This is a genomic window from Streptomyces sp. NPDC046203 (assembly GCF_040646255.1).
Taxonomy (GTDB): Bacteria; Actinomycetota; Actinomycetes; order Streptomycetales; family Streptomycetaceae; genus Streptomyces.
Map to the genome: position 1 here is coordinate 21,187 of NZ_JBEYZX010000053.1, position 23,382 is coordinate 44,568.

The following is a 23,382-nucleotide window of genomic DNA, read 5'->3' on the forward strand; positions in this document are numbered from 1 at the left end:
GATGTCGAAGCTCGGAGATCTCGGCGCCCGGCTCCACCGAGGTGAGGTCGGCTACGACTTCATCGGCAACCGCAGGATCTGGTACGGCCTGTCGATCCTGATCACCATCACGGCGATCGTCGCCCTCGCGGTCCGCGGACTGAACATGGGCATCGAGTTCCAGGGCGGTGCCGTCTTCACCACCCCGAAGACCACCGTCTCGGTCGAGAAGGCCACCGAGTACGCGGAGGAGGCGTCCGGTCACGACGCCATCGTCCAGAAGCTCGGCAACGGCTCGCTGCGCATCCAGGTCGGCGGCCTCGACACCGGCAAGTCCGACCAGGTGCGCGCCCAGCTCGCCAAGGACCTCCAGGTCGAGGAGCCGAAGATCGCGGCCGAGCTGGTCGGCCCCAGCTGGGGTGAGCAGATCGCCAACAAGGCATGGACCGGCCTCGGGGTCTTTATGATCCTCGTGGTGATCTACCTCGCCATCGCCTTCGAATGGCGGATGGCGGTGGCCGCGCTCGTCGCGCTCATCCACGACCTCACGATCACCGTCGGCATCTACTCGCTGGTCGGGTTCGAGGTCACGGTCGGTACGGTCATCGGTCTGCTGACGATCCTCGGTTACTCGCTCTACGACACCGTCGTCGTCTTCGACTCCCTCAAGGAGCAGACGAAGGGCATCACCAAGCAGACCCGCTGGACCTACAGCGACGTCGCCAACCGCTCGATCAACGGCACCCTGGTCCGTTCGATCAACACCACGGTGGTGGCCCTGCTCCCGGTCGCCGGTCTGCTCTTCATCGGCGGTGGCGTCCTCGGCGCCGGCATGCTGAACGACATCTCGCTGTCGCTCTTCGTCGGCCTCGCCGCCGGTGCGTACTCCTCGATCTTCATCGCCACCCCGCTCGTCGCCGACCTCAAGGAGCGCGAGCCGGCCATGAAGGCCCTCAAGAAGCGCGTCCTGGCCAAGCGGTCCGCCGCTGCCGCCAAGGGCGACGAACAGGACACGGGCGACGCGTTCGCCGACGACATGGCGGAGCCCGCCGTCGTCGGCCAGCGCTCCCGTCGCGGCCGGTCCACGGAGCGTCACGGATGAGCATCGACACCCAGAGCGACGTCCTGAGCGACGCGGACACCACCCGCGAACTGCTGCTCAGCCGGATCCGGGACGTCCCCGACTACCCGAAGCCCGGGGTGATGTTCAAGGACATCACCCCGCTGCTCGCGGACCCGGAGGCGTTCACCGCGCTCACCGACACCCTCGCCCGGCTGTGCGCCGAGGCCGGGGCCACGAAGATCGTCGGCCTGGAGGCCCGCGGCTTCATCCTGGCCGCGCCGGTCGCCGTCCGCGCCGGTCTCGGCTTCATCCCGGTCCGCAAGGCCGGGAAGCTGCCCGGGGCCACCCTGAGCCAGGCGTACGAGCTGGAGTACGGCACCGCCGAGATCGAGGTGCACGCCGAGGACCTGGCGGCGGGCGACCGCGTCATGGTCATCGACGACGTCCTCGCCACCGGCGGCACCGCCGAGGCGTCCCTCGAACTGATCCGGCGCGCCGGGGCCGAGGTCGCCGGCGTCGCGGTCCTCATGGAGCTGGGCTTCCTGCCCGGCCGCGCCCGTCTGGAGCCCGCCCTCGGCGACGCTCCGCTCACGGCGCTGATCACCGTCTGACGGTCGTCCCGCACGGCACGGGGGCGGTCCGGGGAATTCCCCGGACCGCCCCCGTCGTTGTTCCCACAGACCCGGGAACATTCCGGAACGTTCCGGGCGAGGCCCTCGCGCACCGCGAGGAGCGGCCCCCACGCACCGCGCGCAGCGGTCGCCGTCCTCCCGCCCCGGGCGCGCGAGCACCGCCGCTTGCGGGTCGATACGATGGCCTTTCCGGGCCTTGACCGGGGACCCGGAACCACCCCCAGACTCCGTCCGGGGGGACTCCCGAGGAGCGCTCTTGCCAGACGAGGCCCAGTCACTCTCCGCCGCGCAGCCCGACAAGCAGGCCCAGCAGCCCGCGTCCGAGGCCGCCGCGCACCGTAACGAGCCCGCGGAGAACCGGCCCCGATCCGCAGGCCCCGCGCCCGCCTCCGCCGCCCGGCCCGCCCCCGCGAGGACCGAACAGGGCCGCACCGAGCCCGCGCGGCCCGCGCCCGCCGCGGCGTCGCCGGCCCGCTCGGGCGGCTCCTCCAGCCGCGTCCGGGCCCGCCTCGCGCGCCTGGGCGTCCAGCGCTCCTCCCCGTACAACCCGGTCCTCGAACCGCTGCTGCGGATCGTCCGCTCCAACGACCCGAAGATCGAGACGGCCACGCTGCGCCAGATCGAGCGCGCCTACCAGGTCGCCGAGCGCTGGCACCGGGGCCAGAAGCGCAAGAGCGGCGATCCGTACATCACGCACCCGCTCGCCGTCACCACCATCCTCGCCGAGCTGGGCATGGACCCGGCGACGCTGATGGCCGGGCTGCTGCACGACACCGTCGAGGACACCGAGTACGGCCTCGACGACCTGCGCCGCGACTTCGGCGACCAGGTCGCCCTGCTCGTCGACGGCGTCACCAAGCTCGACAAGGTCAAGTTCGGCGAGGCCGCGCAGGCCGAGACCGTCCGCAAGATGGTCGTCGCCATGGCCAAGGACCCCCGGGTCCTGGTCATCAAGCTCGCCGACCGCCTGCACAACATGCGCACCATGCGCTACCTCAAGCGGGAGAAGCAGGAGAAGAAGGCCCGCGAGACCCTGGAGATCTACGCCCCGCTGGCGCACCGGCTGGGCATGAACACCATCAAGTGGGAGCTGGAGGACCTCGCCTTCGCGATCCTCTACCCCAAGATGTACGACGAGATCGTCCGCCTCGTCGCCGAGCGCGCCCCCAAGCGCGACGAGTACCTGGCCGTCGTGACCGACGAGGTCCAGGCCGACCTGCGGGCCGCCCGGATCAAGGCCACCGTCACCGGCCGGCCCAAGCACTACTACAGCGTCTACCAGAAGATGATCGTCCGCGGCCGGGACTTCGCGGAGATCTACGACCTGGTCGGCATCCGTGTCCTCGTGGACACCGTCCGGGACTGCTACGCGGCCCTCGGCACCGTCCACGCGCGCTGGAACCCGGTCCCCGGCCGGTTCAAGGACTACATCGCGATGCCGAAGTTCAACATGTACCAGTCGCTGCACACGACGGTCATCGGGCCCAGCGGCAAGCCGGTCGAACTCCAGATCCGTACGTTCGACATGCACCGCCGCGCCGAGTACGGCATCGCCGCGCACTGGAAGTACAAGCAGGAGGCCGTCGCCGGCGCCTCCAAGGTGCGCACCGACGTGCCGAAGAAGGCCGGCAAGGACGACCACGTCAACGACATGGCGTGGCTGCGCCAGCTGCTCGACTGGCAGAAGGAGACCGAGGACCCCTCGGAGTTCCTGGAGTCGCTGCGCTTCGACCTGTCCCGCAACGAGGTCTTCGTCTTCACCCCGAAGGGCGACGTCATAGCGCTGCCCGCCGGCGCCACCCCGGTCGACTTCGCGTACGCCGTGCACACCGAGGTCGGCCACCGCACGATAGGCGCCCGCGTCAACGGCCGCCTCGTACCGTTGGAGTCCACCCTCGACAACGGCGACCTGGTCGAGGTCTTCACCTCCAAGGCGGCCGGCGCCGGGCCCTCCCGCGACTGGCTCGGCTTCGTCAAATCGCCGCGCGCCCGCAACAAGATCCGCGCCTGGTTCTCCAAGGAGCGCCGCGACGAGGCCATCGAGCAGGGCAAGGACGCCATCGCGCGGGCCATGCGCAAGCAGAACCTGCCGATCCAGCGCATCCTCACCGGCGACTCGCTGGTCACCCTCGCCCACGAGCTGCGCTACAGCGACATCTCCTCGCTGTACGCGGCGATCGGCGAGGGCCATGTCACCGCCCAGTCCATCGTCCAGAAGCTGGTCCAGGCCCTCGGCGGCGAGGAGGCCGCGACCGAGGACATCGCCGAGACCGCCCCGCCCACCCGCGGCCGCTCCAAGCGGCGCTCCAGCTCCGACCCGGGTGTCGTGGTCAAGGGCGTCGACGACGTGTGGGTGAAGCTGGCCCGCTGCTGCACCCCGGTGCCCGGCGACCCGATCATCGGCTTCGTCACCCGGGGCAGCGGCGTCTCCGTGCACCGCAACGACTGCGTCAACGTGGACTCGCTGTCCCGGGAGCCCGAGCGGATCCTGGAGGTCGAGTGGGCGCCCACCCAGTCCTCGGTCTTCCTCGTCGCCATCCAGGTCGAGGCGCTGGACCGGTCGCGGCTCCTGTCGGACGTCACCCGCGTCCTGTCCGACCAGCACGTCAACATCCTGTCGGCGGCCGTCCAGACCTCCCGCGACCGGGTGGCCACCTCGCGCTTCACCTTCGAGATGGGCGATCCCAAGCACCTGGGGCACGTCCTGAAGGCGGTCCGCAGCGTGGAGGGCGTGTACGACGTCTACCGGGTGACCAGCGCCCGCAGGCCGTAAAACCCCGGCACGCCGTTCATCGAGGAAGGGCCCCCGGCACGTGCCGGGGGCCCTTCCCTCGTGTCCGTGAGGTCAGCGGGTCAGCCGCCGAACTCCTGCAGACCCTTCAGCGCCTGGTCGAGCAGCGCCTGACGGCCCTCGAGCTCCTTGGAGAGCTTGTCGGCCCGGGCGTCGTTGCCCGCCGCGCGAGCCGTGTCGATCTGGCCGCGCAGCTTGTCGACCGCGTCCTGGAGCTGACCCGTCAGACCCGCGGCACGCGCCCGCGCCTCCGGGTTGGTGCGACGCCACTCGGCCTCCTCGGCCTCCTGGATCGCGCGCTCCACCGCGTGCATCCGGCCCTCGATACGGGGACGGGCGTCACGCGGGACGTGGCCGATGGCCTCCCAGCGCTCGTTGACGGCACGGAACGCGGCACGGGCCGCCTTCAGATCCGTCACCGGCACCAGCTTCTCCGCCTCGGTGACCAGCTCCTCCTTCAGCTTGAGGTTCTCGCCGAACTCGGCGTCGCGCTCGGCGAACACCTCGCCACGCGCCGCGAAGAACACGTCCTGGGCGCCGCGGAAGCGGTTCCACAGGTCGTCCTCGTGCTCGCGCTGGGCCCGGCCCGCCGCCTTCCACTCCGACATCAGCTCGCGGTAGCGGGCGGCCGTGCCACCCCAGTCCGTCGAGTTCGCCAGCGACTCGGCCTCGGCGACCAGCCGCTCCTTGACCTTGCGGGCGTCCTCGCGCTGGGCGTCCAGCGCGGCGAAGTGGGCCTTGCGGCGCTTGCTGAAGGCCGAGCGGGCGTGCGAGAAGCGGTGCCACAGCTCGTCGTCGGACTTCCGGTCGAGCCGCGGCAGGCCCTTCCAGGTGTCCACGAGCGCCCGCAGCCGCTCGCCGGCCGCGCGCCACTGCTCGCTCTGCGCCAGCTCCTCGGCCTCGGCGACCAGGCCCTCCTTGGCGACCCGCGCCTCGTCGGCCTGCTTCGCCTTCTCGGCCTTGCGCTCCTCGCGGCGCGAATCGACCGTCTCGACCAGCTTGTCGAGCCGGGCCGCCAGCGCCGCCAGGTCGCCCACCGCGTGGTGCTCGTCGACCTGGGTGCGGATGTGCTCGATCGCCGTCGTGGCGTCCTTCGCCGAGAGGTCGGTGGTCCTCACCCGCTTCTCGAGGAGGCCGATCTCGACCACCAGGCCCTCGTACTTGCGCTCGAAGTAGGCCAGCGCCTCCTCAGGGCTGCCGGCCTGCCACGATCCGACGACCTTCTCGCCCTCGGCCGTCCGCACGTACACGGTGCCCGTCTCGTCGACGCGGCCCCACGGGTCGCTGCTCACAGCGCCTCCTCACCATGATGCCGTCACGGGGGACCCGCCCCCTGGCATCGTCCACGGATTCCCGGCGGGTCTCGCCCGCCCTCCACAGCCCGGCCGACGGCCGGCGCTGCACAACGCCAATCTAGGCGACCGGCGGCCCGGCTGTCCGCACTCAGCGCGACCGAATTCCACGGCCTCGCGCGCGTACGGTCCCCGGGCCTCTTCCGGCCGCGACACGCGGGCTCACTTCTTCGTGACGGTGGCCTTCTCGATCGTGACCGCCTTCTTCGGAGCCCCGTCGTCCGCCCCGCCCTGCACACCGGCCTTCGCCACGTCCTCGACGGCCTTGACGCCCTCGGCGTCGAAGGTGCCGAACGGCGTGTAGTTCGGCGGCAGATGGGTGTCCTTGTAGACCAGGAAGAACTGGCTGCCACCGGTGCCCGGGCCCGCGTTGGCCATCGCCACGGTGCCCTTCGGGAAGGTGACCGAGCCGTCTTCCCCGGCCTTGCCGAGGCCGGTCAGGTTCTCGTCCGGGATCGCGTAGCCGGGACCGCCTCGGCCGGTGCCCTCCGGGTCGCCGCACTGCAGGACGTAGATGCCCGCCGTCGTCAGCCGGTGGCACTTCGTCCCGTCGAAGTACTTCTTGTCGGCGAGGTGTTTGAAGGAGTTCACGGTGTGCGGGGCCTTCGCCGCGTCCATCGTGACCGTGATGTCACCGGCGCTGGTCTTCAGCGCCATGGTGTACGCGGCCTTCTTGTCGATCGTCATCGCCGGCTCGGGCTGCTTGGGCTCGGCGGACTCGCTCTTCTCCGGGGCCGGCGTGGCCGACCCGCCGGCCGGTGCGGCGTCGGAGGCCGGGGAGTCGTCCCCGGACAGGGCCACCGAGGCCCAGACCGCTCCGCCGGCGGCGAGCACCACCGCGAGCGCGGAGGCGATGACGGTGTTCCGCCGTGCCTTCTGCCGTGCCTCCACGCGCCGCTGCTGCTGCCGCAGGTACTTCTCCCTGGCGAGCTGCCGCCGCCGCTGATCGCTGCTGACCACCGGTTCCGCTCCTTCGTCGATCGCCAGTCCAGTCCTGGCCGGGTGTGCCCGTACCGTATACGGGTTGGCTGTGGAACAGACACCGCCAGTAAACTCTGATCCGCTGCATGTCACACGGCCGCAGCCATCACCGGACGAGACGAGAAGGACGATCGTGCTGATTGCCGGGTTCCCCGCCGGGGCCTGGGGCACCAACTGTTACGTGGTCGCCCCCGCCGCAGGCGAGGAGTGCGTCGTCATCGACCCGGGCCACCAGGCCGCCCAGGGAGTCGAGGAGACGCTGAGGAAGCATCGGCTCAAGCCCGTCGCGGTGATCCTCACTCATGGACACATCGACCACGTCGCCTCCGTCGTCCCGGTCTGCGGCGCCCATGACGTACCCGCGTGGATCCACCCCGCCGACCGGTACATGATGAGCGACCCGGAGAAGGCCCTCGGCCGCTCCATCGGGATGCCCCTCATGGGCGAGCTGACCGTGGGCGAGCCCGACGACGTGCGCGAGCTCACCGACGGCGCCACCGTGAAGCTGGCGGGCCTCGACTTCTCCGTCGCGCACGCGCCCGGGCATACCAAGGGGTCGGTGACCTTCAGGACCCCGGAGACCACGGAGATCCCTTCCGTCTTCTTCTCCGGAGACCTGCTCTTCGCCGGCTCCATCGGACGCACCGACCTGCCCGGCGGTGACATGGACGAGATGCTCGAATCGCTGACCCGCGTGGTCCTGCCGCTCGACGACTCGACCGTGGTGCTGTCGGGGCACGGTCCCCAGACGACCATCGGCCAGGAGCGCGCCACCAACCCGTACGTACGGCAGGTGGCCTCCGGCCTCGGGAGCGCCACCCGGGCTCCCCGACGAGGAATGTGACGAGAAATCCACGTGAGCACCTTCAAGGCCCCCAAGGGCACGTACGACCTGCTGCCGTCGAACTCCGCGACCTACCTGGCCGTGCGCGAGGCCATCGCCGCGCCGCTGCGTACGTCCGGCTACGGCTACGTCGAGACCCCCGGCTTCGAGGACGTCAACCTGTTCGCCCGCGGTGTCGGAGAGTCCACCGACATCGTCACCAAGGAGATGTACACCCTCACCACGAAGGGCGGCGACCAGCTCGCCCTGCGCCCCGAGGGCACCGCCTCCGTGCTGCGCGCGGCCCTGGAGGCCAACCTGCACAAGCAGGGCAACCTCCCGGTCAAGCTCTGGTACTCGGGCTCGTACTACCGCTACGAGCGCCCGCAGAAGGGCCGCTACCGCCACTTCTCGCAGGTCGGCGCCGAGGCCATCGGCTCCGAGGACCCGGCGCTCGACGCCGAGCTGATCATCCTGGCCGACCAGGCATACCGCTCGCTCGGCCTGCGGAACTTCCGCATCCTGCTGAACTCGCTCGGCGACAAGGAGTGCCGCCCCGTCTACCGCGAGGCCCTGCAGACCTTCCTGCGCGGTCTCGACCTGGACGAGGACACCCTGCGCCGCGCCGAGATCAACCCGCTGCGCGTCCTCGACGACAAGCGCGAGTCGGTGCAGCAGCAGCTCACCGGCGCCCCGCTGCTGCGCGACTACCTGTGCGACGCGTGCAAGGCGTACCACGAGGAGGTGCGCGCGCTGATCACCGCGGCGGGCGTGGTCTTCGAGGACGACCTGAAGCTGGTGCGCGGCCTGGACTACTACACCCGGACCACCTTCGAGTTCGTCCACGACGGTCTGGGCTCGCAGTCCGCGGTCGGCGGCGGCGGCCGGTACGACGGTCTGTCCGAGATGATCGGCGGCCCCGCGCTGCCGTCCGTCGGCTGGGCGCTCGGCGTGGACCGCACGGTCCTGGCCCTGGAGGCCGAGGGCATCACCCTCGACCTCCCGGCGGCCACCAGCGTCTTCGCCGTCGCGCTCGGCGAGGAGGCCCGCCGGGTGCTGTTCGGCAAGATCACCGAGCTGCGCAAGGCCGGCGTCGCCGCGGACTTCTCCTTCGGCGGCAAGGGCCTGAAGGGCGCCATGAAGGACGCCAACCGCTCCGGCGCCCGCCTCGCGCTGGTCGCCGGCGAGCGCGACCTCGCCGAGGGCCTGGTCCAGCTCAAGGACATGGAGTCCGGCGAGCAGCAGGCCGTCGCCCTGGACGAGCTGGTCGACGCGGTGCGCGCCAAGCTCGGCTGAGCCGAGCCGCCGTACGCACGAAAGACAGGGGCCCGGTCCGCGAAGAGCGCGACCGGGCCCCTGCCCGCATCTCCGGACGTGGCCCGTGTCACCCTGTGCGGGGGGAGAGACGACCGGTCCGGTACCGCCGGGCTCGGTCAGCAGACCGAGGAAGAGCTGGTGGCGACATGACGAACACAGCGGCCGCGCACGACAGCACGGAGCGGGGGGACTCCCGCACGCTCGGGGCCGGCCGGGGCTTCGCCTGGCTTCTGGTGATCACCGGAGCCGCGGGACTGCTGGCGTCCTGGGTGATCACGATCGACAAGTTCAAGCTGCTGGAAGACCCGAACTTCGTCCCCGGGTGCAGCCTCAACCCGGTGGTGTCCTGCGGCAGCGTGATGAAGAGCGCGCAGGCCTCCGTGTTCGGCTTCCCGAACCCGATGGCGGGCCTCGCCGCGTACGCCGTGGTGATCGCCATCGGCGTCGGCGTCCTCGCGGGCGCCCGCTACCGCCGCTGGTACTGGCTCGGCCTCAACGCCGGCATGTTCCTCGGCGTCGCCTTCTGCACCTGGCTCATGATCCAGGCGCTGTACGAGATCAACGCCCTGTGCCTGTGGTGCGTCCTGGCCTGGATCGCCACGATCATCATGTTCTGGTACACGACCTCGTTCAACGTCCGCAACGGCACGATCCCGGCACCCGGCGCCCTGCGTACCTTCTTCGACGAGTTCACCTGGCTGCTGCCGGCCCTGCACATCGGGGTCATCGGCATGCTGATCCTGACCCGCTGGTGGGACTTCTGGACCAGCTGACCGGGGGTATTCGGTCACACGAACACCGGTAAGGCCGGTCCGGGGGCGTCTCGCGCCCCCGGACCGGCCTTACCGCGTTGTCGGCCTTGGCGGCGTTGCCAGCGTTGTCGGCGTTGTCGGTGCCCTGCCTTAGGCTTCATGACCGTGGAGCCCGACCTTTTCACCGCAGCAGCCGAAGAACGCCAGGAGAAGGACCCGGCCGGTAGTCCGCTGGCCGTCCGGATGCGTCCGCGCACCCTCGACGAGGTCGTGGGCCAGCGCCATCTCCTCAAGCCGGGCTCGCCGCTGCGCCGGCTGGTCGGCGACGGCGCGGGCGGCCCGGCCGGCGCCTCCTCGGTGATCCTCTGGGGCCCGCCCGGCATCGGCAAGACGACCCTCGCGTACGTGGTCTCCAAGGCCACCAACAAGCGCTTCGTGGAGCTGTCCGCGATCACCGCGGGCGTCAAGGAGGTCCGCGCCGTCATCGACGGGGCCCGCCGGGCCGTCGGCGGCTACGGCAAGGAGACCGTCCTCTTCCTCGACGAGATCCACCGCTTCTCCAAGGCCCAGCAGGACTCGCTGCTGCCCGCCGTGGAGAACCGCTGGGTCACGCTGATCGCCGCCACCACCGAGAACCCGTACTTCTCGGTGATCTCCCCGCTGCTGTCCCGCTCGCTGCTGCTCACCCTGGAGCCGCTCACCGACGACGACCTGCGCGGGCTGCTGCGCCGGGCGCTGGAGGAGGAGCGCGGGCTCGGCGGCGCGGTGACCCTCGCCGAGGACGCCGAGACGCATCTGCTGCGGATCGCCGGCGGCGACGCCCGGCGCGCCCTGACGGCCCTGGAGGCGGCGGCCGGCGCGGCCCTCGCCAAGAAGGAGCCGGAGATCACCCTGGAGACGGTCGAGGAGACCGTCGACCGGGCCGCCGTGAAGTACGACCGCGACGGCGACCAGCACTACGACGTGGCCAGCGCCCTCATCAAGTCCATCCGGGGCTCGGACGTCGACGCGGCGCTGCACTATCTGGCGCGGATGATCGAGGCGGGGGAGGACCCTCGGTTCATCGCCCGGCGGCTGATGATCTCCGCGAGCGAGGACATCGGTCTCGCCGACCCGAACGCGCTGCCGCTGGCCGTGGCCGCCGCCCAGGCGGTCGCCCTGATCGGCTTCCCGGAGGCGGCGCTCACCCTGAGCCACGCCACCATCGCCCTGGCGCTCGCCCCGAAGTCGAACGCGGCGACGAACGCGATCTTCGCGGCCCGCGCGGACGTACGGAACGGCCTCGCCGGCCCGGTCCCGGCCCATCTGCGCGACGGCCACTACAAGGGCGCCGCCAAGCTGGGCCACGCCAAGGGGTACGTCTACCCGCACGACGTGCCGGGCGCCATCGCCGCCCAGCAGTACGCCCCGGACGCGGTGCACGGCCGGCGGTACTACGAGCCGACCCGCTACGGCGCCGAGGCGCGGTACGCGGACGTGGCCGACATGGTGCGCGAGCGGCTGCGGGGCGAGTCCTGACCTCGGACGACGTACCCCGAGGCGTACGCGGGCGGTCCCCGGAGCCTCGGTGTACGGAGCGTCCCGCGGACCCGGTACACTGACCGACAGTGCTGCGTCCCGTGTCCGGCTTCGGCCGGCATCACCAGAACGGGACAGGCAGCCGGAGCACCGGCCCTCGGGCCGGGTCTCCAGGAGCGTCGCGCACCTTCGAAGGTGTCGCGGGCAACCCACCACCACCGGGATTCCCCGGAGCGGCGGTGGGTCGTTCGCGTGCTGCACGTATGTGCCCAGACCAGGGAGCGGCTGCCCAACGGGTCCTCGACCGGACCCGACGGGTCTTCCCGGCTGCGGATTGCGACCTCCCTAAACCCTGGTGAAGCCGTATTCGAAAGAGATAGAGAGGTTGGTTCATGCCGAACCAGTCCCGTCCCAAGGTCAAGAAGTCGCGTGCCCTCGGCATCGCGCTGACCCCGAAGGCCGTCAAGTACTTCGAGGCCCGCCCGTACCCGCCGGGTGAGCACGGTCGTGGCCGCAAGCAGAACTCGGACTACAAGGTCCGTCTGCTCGAGAAGCAGCGTCTGCGCGCCCAGTACGACATCAGCGAGCGCCAGATGGCCCGCGCCTACGACCGCGCGAAGAAGGCCGAGGGCAAGACGGGCGAGGCGCTGGTCGTCGAGCTCGAGCGTCGCCTCGACGCCCTGGTCCTGCGTTCGGGCATCGCCCGCACCATCTACCAGGCCCGCCAGATGGTCGTCCACGGCCACATCCAGGTCAACGGTCAGAAGGTCGACAAGCCGTCCTTCCGCGTCCGTCCCGACGACGTCGTGATGGTCCGCGAGAAGTCGCGCAACAAGACCCTCTTCCAGGTCTCCCGCGAGGGTGGCTTCGCCCCCGACGGCGAGACCCCGCGCTACCTCCAGGTGAACCTGAAGGCCCTGGCCTTCCGCCTGGACCGCGACCCGAACCGCAAGGAGATCCCGGTCATCTGCGACGAGCAGCTGGTCGTCGAGTACTACGCCCGCTGATCCAGCCGGCCGCCGTACTCACCTCCGCGGTGCACAGCCCGCCGCTTCCCCGCCCATCGTGGCGGGGGAGCGGCGGGCTTCCGCGTCTGCGGCACCTCCGGGCCCGCCCGGCCCGGCCGGCGCGATCGCTCCGCCGGTCCGCCCGGCCGATCCCGTCCGCCCGCTCCCGGCACCGGCCGTCCGTGCACCCCGCGACGGGCCGGAATCCGGTACGGGCGGGGAGCTCCGGCGCGATAGGGTCGGAACACGCTTATCCACCCGGGCGAGGACGCCAGTCCACCCGCCCGACGACAGCAGAGAGCGGTGCACAGTGACCGGTGGTGAGGTTGCCGGGATCCTGGTGGCCGTGTTCTGGGCGATTCTCGTCTCCTTCCTCGCCGTGGTGCTGGTGAGGCTGGCGCAGACGCTCAAGGCGACCACCCGGCTCGTGGCGGACGTGACCGAGCAGGCCGTCCCGCTGCTCGCGGACGCCTCCACGGCCGTGCGCTCGGCGCAGACCCAGCTCGACCGGGTCGACGCCATCGCCACGGACGTCCAGGAAGTCACCTCCAACGCCTCCGCGCTGTCCTCCACCGTCGCCTCCACCTTCGGCGGCCCGCTCGTCAAGGTCGCCGCCTTCGGTTACGGAGTGCGCCGGGCGCTGGGCCGCGACCGGTCCGAGCCGGCGCCCGGGCCCGCGCGGCGCACCGTACTCGTCGGCCGCACCGTGCCGACCGCACGGCGCCGGAAGCAGAAGGGCTGAACAGATGTTCCGCCGTACGTTCTGGTTCACCGCCGGCGCGGCCGCCGGCGTCTGGGCCACCACCAAGGTCAACCGGAAGCTCAAGCAGCTGGCCCCGGAGAGCCTGGCCGCGCAGGCGGCCGACAAGGCCGTCGAGGCGGGCCACCGGCTGAAGGACTTCGCCCTCGACGTGCGGGCGAACATGCAGCAGCGGGAGGCCGAACTCGGCGAGGCGCTCGGCCTGGACGCGCCGGCGCCCCCGGACTCCGCCCGCGAGCTGCCGGCCGTGCACCCCCCGGCGGAGCTCGGACCGCGCCCCGCCACCCCCCGTACCACCCCGTATTCGATCTCGTACAACCGGAATGAGGACCACTGATGGAGTCGGCTGAAATCCGCCGCCGCTGGCTGAGCTTCTTCGAGGAGCGCGGGCACACCGTCGTCCCTTCGGCGTCGCTCATCGCGGACGACCCGACTCTGCTGCTCGTCCCGGCCGGCATGGTGCCGTTCAAGCCCTACTTCCTGGGTGAGGTCAAGCCGCCGTTCTCGCGCGCTTCCAGCGTGCAGAAGTGCGTGCGCACGCCCGACATCGAAGAGGTCGGCAAGACCACCCGCCACGGCACGTTCTTCCAGATGTGCGGCAACTTCTCCTTCGGCGACTACTTCAAGGAAGGCGCCATCAAGCTCGCCTGGGAGCTGCTGACCACCCCGGTGGAGCACGGCGGCTACGGGCTGGAGCCGGAGAAGCTCTGGATCACCGTCTACCAGGACGACGACGAGGCCGAGCAGATCTGGCGCGACGTCGTCGGCGTCCCCGCCGAGCGCATCCAGCGCCTCGGCAAGAAGGACAACTTCTGGTCGATGGGCGTCCCCGGCCCCTGCGGCCCCTGCTCCGAGATCAACTACGACCGCGGCCCCGAGTTCGGCGTCGAGGGCGGCCCCGCCGTCAACGACGAGCGGTACGTCGAGATCTGGAACCTCGTCTTCATGCAGTACGAGCGGGGCGAGGGCACCGGCAAGGACGACTTCGAGATCCTCGGCGACCTGCCGTCGAAGAACATCGACACGGGCCTCGGCCTGGAGCGCCTGGCGATGATCCTCCAGGGCGTCCAGAACATGTACGAGACGGACACCCTCAAGGTCGTCATCGACAAGGCCACCGAGCTCACCGGCGTCGCCTACGGCAAGACCCACGACAGCGACGTCTCGCTGCGCGTGGTCGCCGACCACATGCGCACCTCCGTCATGCTCATCGGCGACGGCGTCACCCCCGGCAACGAGGGCCGCGGCTACGTGCTGCGCCGCATCATGCGCCGCGCCGTCCGCAACATGCGCCTGCTCGGCGCCACCGGCCCGGTCGTCGGCGAGCTCGTCGACACGGTCATCAAGACCATGGGCGAGCAGTACCCGGAGCTGGAGACCGACCGCAAGCGCATCGAGACGGTCGCCCTCGCCGAGGAGGCCGCGTTCCTCAAGGCCATCAAGGGCGGCACCAACATCCTCGACACCGCCGTCACCGAGACCAAGGCCGCCGGCGGCACGGTCCTCGCCGGCGAGAAGGCGTTCCTGCTCCACGACACCTGGGGCTTCCCGATCGACCTCACCCTGGAGATGGCCGCCGAGCAGGGCCTGTCCGTGGACGAGACCGGCTTCCGCCGCCTGATGAAGGAGCAGCGGGACCGGGCCAAGGCCGACGCCATGGCCAAGAAGACCGGCCACGCCGACCTCAGCTCGTACCGCGAGATCGCCGACTCCTCCGGCGCCACGAAGTTCACCGGCTACACCAACACCGAGGGCGAGACCACGGTCGTCGGCCTCATCGCCAACGGCGCCCCGTCCCCGGCCGCCTCCGAGGGCGACGAGGTCGAGGTCGTCCTCGACCGCACCCCGTTCTACGCCGAGGGCGGCGGCCAGCTCGCCGACCAGGGCCGGATCAAGCTGCACTCCGGCGCGGTCATCGAGATCCGCGACGTCCAGCAGCCGGTCCCCGGCGTCTATGTGCACAAGGGATCGGTGCAGGTCGGCGAGGTGACCGTGGGCGCCTCCGCCTACGCCGCCATCGACGTGCGCCGCCGCCGGGCCATCGCCCGCGCCCACAGCGCCACCCACCTGACCCACCAGGCGCTGCGCGACGCCCTCGGCCCGACCGCCGCCCAGGCCGGTTCGGAGAACTCCCCGGGCCGCTTCCGCTTCGACTTCGGCTCGCCGAACGCCGTCCCCGGCACCGTCCTCACGGACGTCGAGCAGAAGATCAACGAGGTGCTCTCGCGCGAGCTGGAGGTGCACGCCGAGGTCATGCCGATCGACGAGGCCAAGCGTCAGGGCGCCATCGCCGAGTTCGGCGAGAAGTACGGCGAGCAGGTCCGGGTCGTCACCATCGGCGACTTCTCCAAGGAGCTGTGCGGCGGTACGCACGTGCACAACACCGCCCAGCTGGGTCTGGTGAAGCTGCTCGGCGAGTCCTCCATCGGCTCGGGCGTGCGCCGTATCGAGGCCCTCGTCGGCGTCGACGCGTACAACTTCCTGGCCCGTGAGCACACGGTCGTCGCCCAGCTCCAGGAGCTGGTCAAGGGCCGTCCGGAGGAGCTGCCGGAGAAGATCTCCTCGATGCTCGGCAAGCTGAAGGACGCCGAGAAGGAGATCGAGAAGTTCCGTGCGGAGAAGGTCCTCCAGGCCGCCGCCGGTCTGGTCGACTCCGCCCGGGACATCCGGGGCGTCGCCCTGGTCACCGGCCAGGTGCCGGACGGCACCGGCGCCGACGACCTGCGCCGCCTGGTCCTCGACGTCCGCGGTCGCATTCCCTCGGACCGTCCGGCCGTCGTCGCCCTGTTCACCACCGTCGGCGGCAAGCCGCTGACGGTCATCGCCACCAACGAGGCCGCCCGTGAGCGCGGCTTCAAGGCCGGCGAGCTGGTCCGTACCGCCGCCAAGACCCTCGGTGGCGGTGGCGGTGGCAAGCCGGACGTCGCCCAGGGCGGTGGCCAGAACCCGCAGGCGATCGGCGAGGCCATGGCCGCCGTCGAGCACCTGGTGACGGAGACGGCGTGACGATGCGCCGAGGACGTCGGATCGCCGTCGACGTCGGGGACGCCCGGATCGGGGTCGCCTCGTGCGACCCCGACGGGGTCCTGGCCACGCCGGTGGAGACCGTGCCGGGACGTGACGTCCCGGCCGCCCACCGGCGGCTGCGCCTGATCGTCGAGGAATACGAGCCCATCGAGGTCGTCGTGGGTCTGCCCCGCTCGCTCAGCGGGCGGGAGGGCCCGGCCGCGACCAAGGTCCGGGCCTTCGCCCGGGAGCTGGCCAAGGGCATCGCCCCGATTCCGGTGCGGCTCGTCGACGAACGGATGACGACGGTGTCGGCCACCCACGGGTTGCGGGCCTCGGGCGTCAAGGCCAAGAAGGGCCGCTCCGTCATCGATCAGGCCGCCGCTGTGATCATCCTTCAGAACGCTCTTGAGTCCGAACGGGTATCAGGTAATCCTCCCGGCGAGGGCGTCGAGGCGGTGCTCTGATCGCGATACGGTAACGTTCCGCGCGTTGCGGCGGTGTTCGAACACCGCCGCACGACGTAGAGGCTGAACGTCCGGAAGCCTCGCGGCTGTTTGGGGAACGATGACTGAGTATGGCCGGAGCCCCGGCTCCGAACCGTGGCACCCCGAGGATCCCCTGTACGGGGACCAGGGGTGGGAGGGCCAGCAACAGCAGCAGTACCCGCAGCAGGCGACGTACGGCCAGACGGATCCGTACGCGGGCGGCGCGTATCAGCACCCACAGCATCCGCAGTACCCGCAGCAGGACCAGCAGCATCAGCAGTACCCGCAACAGCAGCAGGACCAGCAGCACCAGCAGTACGCGCAACAGCAGCAGTATCCGCAGCATCAGCCGGAGCAGCAGTACCCGCAGCACCCTCAGCAGGCGCAGCACGGGCAGCAGGGACAGCAGCCCCAGCACCCGCAGCAGCCTGGGCATCCCCAGCAGGGACAGCACCCGCAGCAGCCCCAGCCGCAGTATCCGCAGGAGCAGACCTACGGCGGGCAGCAGGGCTACGGGGACCAGAGCGGCTACGACGCGAACGGGTATCCCGCACCGCAGTACGACGGCCACTGGGAGACGGGCCAGGCGGCGATGCCGTACAACGCCGCTCCCGCCGATCCGTACGGCGGCGGGCAGCCCGACCTCTACGGGACGCCCGAGGCGTACCCCCCGCCCGAGCCCCCCGGCCGGCGCCAGGCTCCCCAGGAGCCGGCCGCCGCCGAGTGGGAAGCGGAATCCGACCCGCAGGACGAGAAGCATCCTTTCTTCACCGGCGGCGAGGACGGCGACGGCGAGGACGGCCGGGCCGGCCGCGCACGGCGCGGAGGCCGCCGGGGCCGCGGGGACGACCGGGACGGCCGGGACGACCAGGGCGGATCCGAGGGCGAGTACGACGAGGACGAGGACCTCGACGAGGAGCCGGGCCGAGGCCGGGGCTCCCGTTCGGGGCGCGGCGGCAAGGGCGGCAAGAACCGCAAGGCCAAAAACGGAATGGCCTGCATGGTCGTCGCCGTGGTGATCCTCGGCGGCGTCGGAGGCATCGGCTACTTCGGCTACAAGTTCTACCAGGGCCGGTTCGCGGCGGCGCCCGACTACGTGGGCGAGGGCAGCGGCAGCGTCCAGGTCGAGATCCCGGGCCAGGCGAGCGGCTCCCAGATCGGCAACATCCTCAAGAAGGCCGGTGTCGTCAAGAGCGTCGACGCCTTCGTCGCCGCCCAGACGAAGAACCCCCGGGGCATCTCGATCCAGGCCGGCGTCTACACGATGAAGAAGGAGATGTCGGCGCAGAGCGCGGTCGCGCTCATGCTCGACCCGGCGAGCCAGAGCAACTTCATCATCCCCGAGGGCAAGCGCAACTCCTGGGTGTACGCCCAGATCGACAAGCGCCTCGACCTCGAACCCGGCACCACCAAGAACATCGCCTTCAAGGACGCGAACAAGCTCGGTCTGCCCGACTGGGCCAAGAACCGTCCCAAGACCAAGGACCCGCTGGAGGGCTTCCTCTTCCCGTCGAGCTATCCGGTGGCCAAGGGCGCCAAGCCGGAGGACGTGCTGCGCCGGATGGTCGGGCACGCGAACGGCGAGTACACCAAGCTCGACCTCGACCACAAGGCGACCGCGCTGGGCGTCAAGGGTCCCTGGGAGCTCCTGACGATCGCGAGCATGGTCCAGGCGGAGGGCAAGACGGACGACGACTTCCGCAAGATGGCGGAGGTCCTCTACAACCGTCTCTCCGACCCCAAGGAGACGTACTACTTCCTCCAGTTCGACTCGACGTACAACTATCTGAAGGGGCAGAGCGAGATCAAGATCTCCGAGCAGGAGGTCAAGAACGAGCAGGACCCGTACAACACGTACAAGCACCCGGGGCTGCCGCCGGGACCGATCGGCAACCCGGGCGACAAGGCCCTGGCCGCCATGCTCGACCCGACCCACGACGGCTGGAAGTACTTCGTCGCGACGGACGGCAAGAACAAGACCGAGTTCGCCAAGACGCACGACGAGTTCCTGACACTGAAGGACAAGTTCAATGCCGGCAACTGAGCGGCGGCGGGCGGCCGTCCTCGGCTCGCCCATCGCCCACTCGCTCTCCCCGGTCCTGCACCGGGCCGCGTACCGGGAGCTCGGGCTCGACACCTGGTCGTACGACCGCTTCGACGTCGACGAGCTCGCGCTGCCCGGTTTCGTGGACGGGCTCGACGCGTCGTGGGCGGGGCTCTCGCTCACGATGCCGCTCAAGCGGGCGGTCATCCCGCTGCTCGACGAGATCACGGACACCGCCGCCGCCGTCGAGGCGGTCAACACGGTCGTTCGCACCGAGGACGGCCGTCTGACCGGCGACAACACCGACATCCCCGGCATGGTCGCCGCCCTGCGCGAGCGGGGCGTCGAGAAGGTGGAGGCGGCGGCGGTGCTCGGCGCGGGTGCCACCGCGTCCTCGGCGCTGGCCGCCCTCGCCCGGATCTGTTCGGGTCCCGTCACCGCGTACGTCCGCAGCGAGGCGCGCGCCGCGGAGATGCGCGGCTGGGGCGAGCGCCTCGGCGTCGACGTCCGCACCTCGGCCTGGGACGACGCGGCGGAGGCGTTCGCCGCACCGCTGGTCGTGGCCACCACGCCGGCCGGGACCACGGACGCGCTCGCGGCGGCGGTCCCCGACGCTCCCGGCACACTCTTCGATGTCCTGTACGACCCCTGGCCCACCCGGATCGCCGCCGCCTGGTCGGCGCGCGGCGGCAAGGTGGTGGGCGGGCTCGACCTGCTCGTCCACCAGGCCGTCCTCCAGGTCGAGCAGATGACCGGGCGGGCGCCCGGGCCGCTCGCGGCGATGCGGGCGGCGGGGGAGGGCGCGCTCGCTCAGCGCTGACGCGAGGGCCGGGGCGAGACGGACGGCGGGACCGGCGGGGAAGCCGGGGGCCTCGGGAAACCGGGGAACCGGGAAACCGGGGAACAAGGGGGAGACATGGGGGGAGACGTGCTGCTCGCGTCCCGGTGGGAGCCGGCAGTGGACCTGCTGCGCCTGCTGGTGAGCGGGCTGCGGGTCGCGTTCGGGCATCTGCCGGACTGGGCCCGCTATCCGCTGCTCGTGCTGATCGCCGCCGGGGCCGCCTGGATCGGCGTGACCACCTGCCGGGACAAGCTGCGCGAGCGGCGGGAACGGCGCGACCGGGGCGAGGAACGGAAGCCGCCGGAGACCGTTCGCGGGGAAGTCAAGAGCTCACTCGACACGTGAGACGACCGTCCCGTCCTGTGGACCGGAGATCGACCGGTCGGCCGGGCATGGGAGGATCGTTCCCGGCGGACCGGGACCGCGCACCCAGGTCGCGCCCCAGTGCCAGGCGCGAGCATGAGGAGCATCGTTGAGCAGGTTGCGTTGGCTGACGGCGGGGGAGTCGCACGGCCCCGCGCTGGTCGCGACTCTTGAAGGACTTCCGGCAGGCGTTCCGGTCACCACCGAACTGGTGGCGGACCATCTCGCCCGGCGCCGGCTCGGCTACGGGCGCGGCGCGCGGATGAAGTTCGAGCGGGACGAGGTCACCTTCCTCGGCGGTGTCCGCCACGGTCTCTCGCTCGGCTCCCCGATCGCGGTCATGGTCGGCAACACCGAGTGGCCCAAGTGGGAGAAGGTCATGTCGGCCGACCCGGTCGACCCCGACGAGCTGGCCGGGTCCGCGCGCAACGCGCCGCTGACCCGCCCGCGCCCCGGCCACGCCGACCTGGCGGGCATGCAGAAGTACGGCTTCGACGAGGCCCGGCCGATCCTGGAGCGCGCCAGCGCCCGGGAGACCGCGGCCCGCGTCGCCCTCGGCGCCGTGGCCCGCTCCTTCCTGAAGGAGGCGGCCGGCATCGAGATCGTGTCGCACGTGGTCGAGCTGGCCGCCGCGAAGGCCCCCTACGGAGTCCTCCCGACCCCCGCCGACGTCGAGAAGCTCGACGCCGACCCGGTGCGCTGCCTCGACGCCGAGGCGTCGAAGGCGATGGTCGCCGAGATCGACCAGGCCCACAAGGACGGCGACACCCTCGGCGGTGTCGTCGAGGTCCTCGCGTACGGCGTGCCCGTCGGCCTCGGTTCGCATGTGCACTGGGACCGCCGGCTCGACGCCCGGCTCGCCGCCGCGCTCATGGGCATCCAGGCCATCAAGGGCGTCGAGGTCGGCGACGGCTTCGACCTCGCCCGGGTGCCGGGTTCCCAGGCCCACGACGAGATCGTCCAGGGCCCCGACGGCATCACCCGGTCCACCGGCCGCGCCGGCGGCACCGAGGGCGGTCTTTCCACTGGCGAACTGCTGCGCGTCCGCGCCGCGATGAAGCCGATCGCGACCGTCCCGCGCGCCCTGGCCACCGTCGACGTCGCCACCGGCGAGGTCGCCGCCGCCCACCACCAGCGCTCCGACGTCTGCGCCGTCCCGGCCGCCGGCATCGTGGCCGAGGCCATGGTCGCGCTCGTCCTCGCGGACGCCGTCGTGGAGAAGTTCGGCGGCGACAGCGTCCCCGAGACCCGCCGCAACGTGCGTTCCTACCTCGACAACCTCCGCATCCGGTGACGGCTCCGGACAGCGGCGGCCCGGGCCGGCCGGTCGTCGTCCTGGTCGGGCCCATGGGCTCCGGCAAGTCGACGGTGGGCGCCCTGCTCGCCGAACGGCTCGGCGCTCCCTTCCGGGACACCGACGCGGACATCGTCGCCGCCGAGGGACGCGAGATCGCGGACATCTTCGTCGAGGACGGCGAGGACCACTTCCGCGACCTGGAGCGCGCCGCCGTGCGCGCTGCCGTCGCCGGGCACCGGGGTGTGCTCGCGCTCGGCGGTGGCGCCGTGCTCGACGCGGGCACCCGTGCCCTGCTCGCGTCGCTGCCGGTCGCCTATCTCTCCATGGACGTCGAGGCCGCGGTCCGCCGCTCCGGCCTCGGCGCCGCCCGGCCCCTGCTCGCCGTCAACCCGCGCCGCCAGTGGCGCGAGCTGATGGACGCGCGCCGCCATCTGTACGAAGAAGTCGCGAGCGCCGTCGTCGCCACCGACGACCGCACGCCCGAAGAGGTCGCCCAGGCGGTCCTCGACGCACTGGAGCTGAAGGACGTATGACGGACCAGGACATCACCCGGATCACCATCGCGGGTTCCGCGGGCACCGACCCGTACGAGGTGCTGGTCGGCCGGCAGCTGCTCGGCGAACTCGGCGGCCTCATCGGCTCCGGCGCCAAGCGGGTGGCCGTGATCCACCCCGAGGCGCTGGCCGAGACCGGCGAGGCGCTGCGCGCCGACCTCGCCGACCAGGGCTACGAGGCGGTCGCCATCCAGGTGCCGAACGCCGAGGAGGCGAAGACCGTCGAGGTCGCCGCGTACTGCTGGAAGGCGCTCGGCCAGACCGGCTTCACCCGCAGCGACGTGATCGTCGGCGTCGGCGGCGGGGCCACCACCGACCTGGCCGGCTTCGTCGCCGCGACCTGGCTGCGCGGGGTGCGCTGGATCGCCGTGCCGACCACCGTGCTCGGCATGGTCGACGCCGCCGTCGGCGGCAAGACCGGCATCAACACCGCCGAGGGCAAGAACCTCGTCGGCGCCTTCCACCCGCCCGCCGGGGTGCTGTGCGACCTGGCCGCGCTGGACTCGCTGCCGGTGCACGACTACGTCAGCGGTCTCGCCGAGATCATCAAGGCCGGTTTCATCGCCGACCCGGCCATCCTCGACCTGATCGAGGCCGACCCGGCCGCCGCCCGCACCCCGGACGGCCCGCACACCGCCGAACTCCTGGAGCGGTCGATCCGGGTCAAGGCCGATGTCGTCTCCGGCGACCTCAAGGAGGCCGGCCGGCGCGAGATCCTCAACTACGGCCACACCCTCGCGCACGCCATCGAGAAGAACGAGCGGTACAAGTGGCGGCACGGCGCCGCCGTCTCCGTCGGCATGGTCTTCGCCGCCGAACTCGGCCGGCTCGCCGGCCGTCTCGACGACGCCACCGCCGACCGGCACCGCACCGTCCTGGAGTCCGTCGGCCTGCCGCTCACCTACCGCGGCGACCAGTGGCCGAAGCTCCTGGAGACCATGAAGGTCGACAAGAAGTCGCGCGGCGACCTCCTGCGCTTCATCGTCCTCGACGGGCTCGGCAAGCCGACCGTCCTGGAGGGCCCCGACCCGGCCGTCCTCTTCGCGGCGTACGGCGAGGTGTCCGCGTGAGCGGGCCCCGCCGGGTGCTCGTACTGAACGGCCCGAACCTGGGCCGGCTCGGCTCGCGCGAGCCCGACGTCTACGGCGCCACCTCCTACGAGGGCCTCGTCGCCGCCTGCCGGGACCTCGGCGGGAAGCTGGGCTTCGACGTCGAGGTCCGCGAGACCAACGACGAGGGCGAACTGATCCGCTGGCTGCACGAGGCCGCCGACGGCAGGCTCCCGGTCGTCCTCAACCCGGGCGCCTTCACCCACTACTCGTACGGGATGCGCGACGCGGCCGCCCAGCGCACCGCGCCGCTGATCGAGGTGCACATCTCCAACCCGTACACCCGCGAGGAGTTCCGCCACACCTCGGTCGTCGCCGGGGTGGCCACCGGGACCGTCGCGGGCTTCGGCATCGGTTCCTACCGGCTCGCGCTGCGCGCGCTCGCCGAGGAACTCGACGGCTGACGGCGGCGCGCGGCCGCCCCGCCGGCCGCGCATCCGGGCACGTCGGACCGCCCCCGGCCGTTTCCCCAGAGGGAGCCGGGGGCGGTAACGTTCCGGCAACAGCGGAAGTTTCGGCGCGACGGGACGGAGTGGGGCACCGGATGCAGCACGCGATGAGGGCTCCGTTGCCTCCGCACGAACCGCCGGGCTGGCCGCAGGCGCCCGCGGGTCCGGCGCCCGCCCATGGGCGGCCGGCGGACACCGGGGGTACGGCACACGCCACGCCCCTCCCGGTTCCGGCCCCGGCCACGCGCCCATGGAC

At 71.5% G+C, this 23,382-nt stretch carries 21 protein-coding genes; 19 read left to right on the forward strand and 2 right to left on the reverse strand.

The features are described from left to right. Position 1 precedes the first annotated feature (1 nt). From secF to ABZ990_RS27195, 3 genes are all read left to right on the forward strand, one after another. Positions 2 to 1,081 carry a protein translocase subunit SecF gene (gene secF / locus ABZ990_RS27185; RefSeq protein WP_361236840.1) on the forward strand — a complete coding sequence of 360 codons (1,080 nt, stop codon included), beginning with the start codon at positions 2 to 4 and terminating at the stop codon, positions 1,079 to 1,081. Continuing rightward, positions 1,078 to 1,653, forward strand: coding sequence for an adenine phosphoribosyltransferase (locus ABZ990_RS27190; RefSeq protein ID WP_361236843.1), 576 nt, complete (start codon positions 1,078 to 1,080; stop codon positions 1,651 to 1,653). The genes secF and ABZ990_RS27190 overlap by 4 nt, the downstream gene beginning before the upstream one ends. Positions 1,654 to 1,930: 277 nt before the next feature. After that, positions 1,931 to 4,447, forward strand: a complete 2,517-nt coding sequence (locus ABZ990_RS27195) for a bifunctional (p)ppGpp synthetase/guanosine-3',5'-bis(diphosphate) 3'-pyrophosphohydrolase (protein ID WP_361236846.1) — start codon at positions 1,931 to 1,933, stop codon at positions 4,445 to 4,447. 80 nt (positions 4,448 to 4,527) lie between these two features. Here the strand turns inward: ABZ990_RS27195 and ABZ990_RS27200 are convergent, their stop codons facing one another. Continuing rightward, the gene (locus ABZ990_RS27200) at positions 4,528 to 5,757 is read right to left on the reverse strand and encodes a DUF349 domain-containing protein (protein WP_361236848.1); all 1,230 of its coding nucleotides are present in this window, start codon (positions 5,755 to 5,757) and stop codon (positions 4,528 to 4,530) included. Between the two features lie 222 nt (positions 5,758 to 5,979). Continuing rightward, positions 5,980 to 6,777: a peptidylprolyl isomerase gene (locus tag ABZ990_RS27205; RefSeq protein WP_361236851.1), complete on the reverse strand. Its 798-nt coding sequence runs from the start codon at positions 6,775 to 6,777 to the stop codon at positions 5,980 to 5,982. Positions 6,778 to 6,931: 154 nt separating this feature from the next. Here ABZ990_RS27205 and ABZ990_RS27210 point away from each other — a divergent pair, with 154 nt between their 5' ends. The 16 genes from ABZ990_RS27210 (at position 6,932) to aroQ (ending at position 23,081) form a co-directional block, all read left to right on the forward strand. Next, the gene (locus ABZ990_RS27210) at positions 6,932 to 7,642 is read left to right on the forward strand and encodes an MBL fold metallo-hydrolase (protein ID WP_361236854.1); all 711 of its coding nucleotides are present in this window, start codon (positions 6,932 to 6,934) and stop codon (positions 7,640 to 7,642) included. Positions 7,643 to 7,654: 12 nt separating this feature from the next. After that, positions 7,655 to 8,917 carry a histidine--tRNA ligase gene (gene hisS, locus ABZ990_RS27215; RefSeq protein ID WP_361236856.1) on the forward strand — a complete coding sequence of 421 codons (1,263 nt, stop codon included), beginning with the start codon at positions 7,655 to 7,657 and terminating at the stop codon, positions 8,915 to 8,917. A 167-nt stretch (positions 8,918 to 9,084) separates the two neighbouring features. Then, the gene (locus ABZ990_RS27220; RefSeq protein ID WP_361236859.1) at positions 9,085 to 9,711 is read left to right on the forward strand and encodes a vitamin K epoxide reductase family protein; all 627 of its coding nucleotides are present in this window, start codon (positions 9,085 to 9,087) and stop codon (positions 9,709 to 9,711) included. A 144-nt stretch (positions 9,712 to 9,855) separates the two neighbouring features. Then, complete coding sequence (locus tag ABZ990_RS27225; protein WP_361236862.1) at positions 9,856 to 11,208, forward strand: replication-associated recombination protein A; 1,353 nt, start codon at positions 9,856 to 9,858, stop codon at positions 11,206 to 11,208. A gap of 392 nt (positions 11,209 to 11,600) precedes the next feature. Further along, the gene (gene rpsD, locus ABZ990_RS27230) at positions 11,601 to 12,215 is read left to right on the forward strand and encodes a 30S ribosomal protein S4 (protein ID WP_359875353.1); all 615 of its coding nucleotides are present in this window, start codon (positions 11,601 to 11,603) and stop codon (positions 12,213 to 12,215) included. 310 nt (positions 12,216 to 12,525) lie between these two features. Continuing rightward, on the forward strand, positions 12,526 to 12,957 hold the full coding sequence (locus ABZ990_RS27235; RefSeq protein ID WP_361236866.1) for a DUF948 domain-containing protein: 432 nt from the start codon (positions 12,526 to 12,528) through the stop codon (positions 12,955 to 12,957). Positions 12,958 to 12,961: 4 nt separating this feature from the next. After that, on the forward strand, positions 12,962 to 13,312 hold the full coding sequence (locus ABZ990_RS27240; protein WP_361236869.1) for a hypothetical protein: 351 nt from the start codon (positions 12,962 to 12,964) through the stop codon (positions 13,310 to 13,312). After that, positions 13,312 to 15,981 (forward strand): alanine--tRNA ligase, encoded by a 2,670-nt coding sequence (gene alaS, locus ABZ990_RS27245; RefSeq protein ID WP_361236871.1) that lies wholly within the window; start codon positions 13,312 to 13,314, stop codon positions 15,979 to 15,981. The genes ABZ990_RS27240 and alaS overlap by 1 nt, the downstream gene beginning before the upstream one ends. A gap of 2 nt (positions 15,982 to 15,983) precedes the next feature. Next, positions 15,984 to 16,448: a Holliday junction resolvase RuvX gene (gene ruvX / locus ABZ990_RS27250; RefSeq protein ID WP_361236874.1), complete on the forward strand. Its 465-nt coding sequence runs from the start codon at positions 15,984 to 15,986 to the stop codon at positions 16,446 to 16,448. Positions 16,449 to 16,548: 100 nt separating this feature from the next. Beyond that, positions 16,549 to 18,513 (forward strand): endolytic transglycosylase MltG, encoded by a 1,965-nt coding sequence (mltG, locus tag ABZ990_RS27255; RefSeq protein WP_361236877.1) that lies wholly within the window; start codon positions 16,549 to 16,551, stop codon positions 18,511 to 18,513. Beyond that, positions 18,500 to 19,333 carry a shikimate dehydrogenase gene (locus ABZ990_RS27260; RefSeq protein ID WP_361236880.1) on the forward strand — a complete coding sequence of 278 codons (834 nt, stop codon included), beginning with the start codon at positions 18,500 to 18,502 and terminating at the stop codon, positions 19,331 to 19,333. The genes mltG and ABZ990_RS27260 overlap by 14 nt, the downstream gene beginning before the upstream one ends. A 96-nt stretch (positions 19,334 to 19,429) precedes the next feature. After that, positions 19,430 to 19,699: a hypothetical protein gene (locus ABZ990_RS27265; protein WP_361236882.1), complete on the forward strand. Its 270-nt coding sequence runs from the start codon at positions 19,430 to 19,432 to the stop codon at positions 19,697 to 19,699. A 127-nt stretch (positions 19,700 to 19,826) separates the two neighbouring features. Continuing rightward, complete coding sequence (gene aroC / locus ABZ990_RS27270; protein WP_361236885.1) at positions 19,827 to 21,011, forward strand: chorismate synthase; 1,185 nt, start codon at positions 19,827 to 19,829, stop codon at positions 21,009 to 21,011. Positions 21,012 to 21,064: 53 nt separating this feature from the next. Then, positions 21,065 to 21,547: a shikimate kinase gene (locus ABZ990_RS27275; RefSeq protein WP_361236897.1), complete on the forward strand. Its 483-nt coding sequence runs from the start codon at positions 21,065 to 21,067 to the stop codon at positions 21,545 to 21,547. Next, positions 21,544 to 22,638, forward strand: coding sequence for a 3-dehydroquinate synthase (aroB, locus tag ABZ990_RS27280; protein ID WP_361236888.1), 1,095 nt, complete (start codon positions 21,544 to 21,546; stop codon positions 22,636 to 22,638). The genes ABZ990_RS27275 and aroB overlap by 4 nt, the downstream gene beginning before the upstream one ends. Continuing rightward, positions 22,635 to 23,081 carry a type II 3-dehydroquinate dehydratase gene (gene aroQ / locus ABZ990_RS27285; protein WP_361236891.1) on the forward strand — a complete coding sequence of 149 codons (447 nt, stop codon included), beginning with the start codon at positions 22,635 to 22,637 and terminating at the stop codon, positions 23,079 to 23,081. Before aroB ends, aroQ begins: the two co-directional genes overlap by 4 nt. The last annotated feature ends 301 nt before the right edge of the window (positions 23,082 to 23,382 follow it).

What these genes read in the sequence shown, in the direction of transcription:
- secF (WP_361236840.1), top strand. Translation starts at nt 2, where the DNA reads ATGTCGAAGCTCGGAGATCTCGGCGCCCGGCTCCACCGAGGTGAGGTC.
- ABZ990_RS27190 (WP_361236843.1), top strand. Translation starts at nt 1,078, where the DNA reads ATGAGCATCGACACCCAGAGCGACGTCCTGAGCGACGCGGACACCACC.
- ABZ990_RS27220 (WP_361236859.1), top strand. Translation starts at nt 9,085, where the DNA reads ATGACGAACACAGCGGCCGCGCACGACAGCACGGAGCGGGGGGACTCC.
- rpsD (WP_359875353.1), top strand. Translation starts at nt 11,601, where the DNA reads ATGCCGAACCAGTCCCGTCCCAAGGTCAAGAAGTCGCGTGCCCTCGGC.
- ABZ990_RS27240 (WP_361236869.1), top strand. Translation starts at nt 12,962, where the DNA reads ATGTTCCGCCGTACGTTCTGGTTCACCGCCGGCGCGGCCGCCGGCGTC.
- alaS (WP_361236871.1), top strand. Translation starts at nt 13,312, where the DNA reads ATGGAGTCGGCTGAAATCCGCCGCCGCTGGCTGAGCTTCTTCGAGGAG.
- ruvX (WP_361236874.1), top strand. Translation starts at nt 15,984, where the DNA reads ATGCGCCGAGGACGTCGGATCGCCGTCGACGTCGGGGACGCCCGGATC.
- mltG (WP_361236877.1), top strand. Translation starts at nt 16,549, where the DNA reads ATGACTGAGTATGGCCGGAGCCCCGGCTCCGAACCGTGGCACCCCGAG.
- ABZ990_RS27260 (WP_361236880.1), top strand. Translation starts at nt 18,500, where the DNA reads ATGCCGGCAACTGAGCGGCGGCGGGCGGCCGTCCTCGGCTCGCCCATC.
- ABZ990_RS27265 (WP_361236882.1), top strand. Translation starts at nt 19,430, where the DNA reads ATGGGGGGAGACGTGCTGCTCGCGTCCCGGTGGGAGCCGGCAGTGGAC.
- ABZ990_RS27275 (WP_361236897.1), top strand. Translation starts at nt 21,065, where the DNA reads ATGGGCTCCGGCAAGTCGACGGTGGGCGCCCTGCTCGCCGAACGGCTC.
- aroB (WP_361236888.1), top strand. Translation starts at nt 21,544, where the DNA reads ATGACGGACCAGGACATCACCCGGATCACCATCGCGGGTTCCGCGGGC.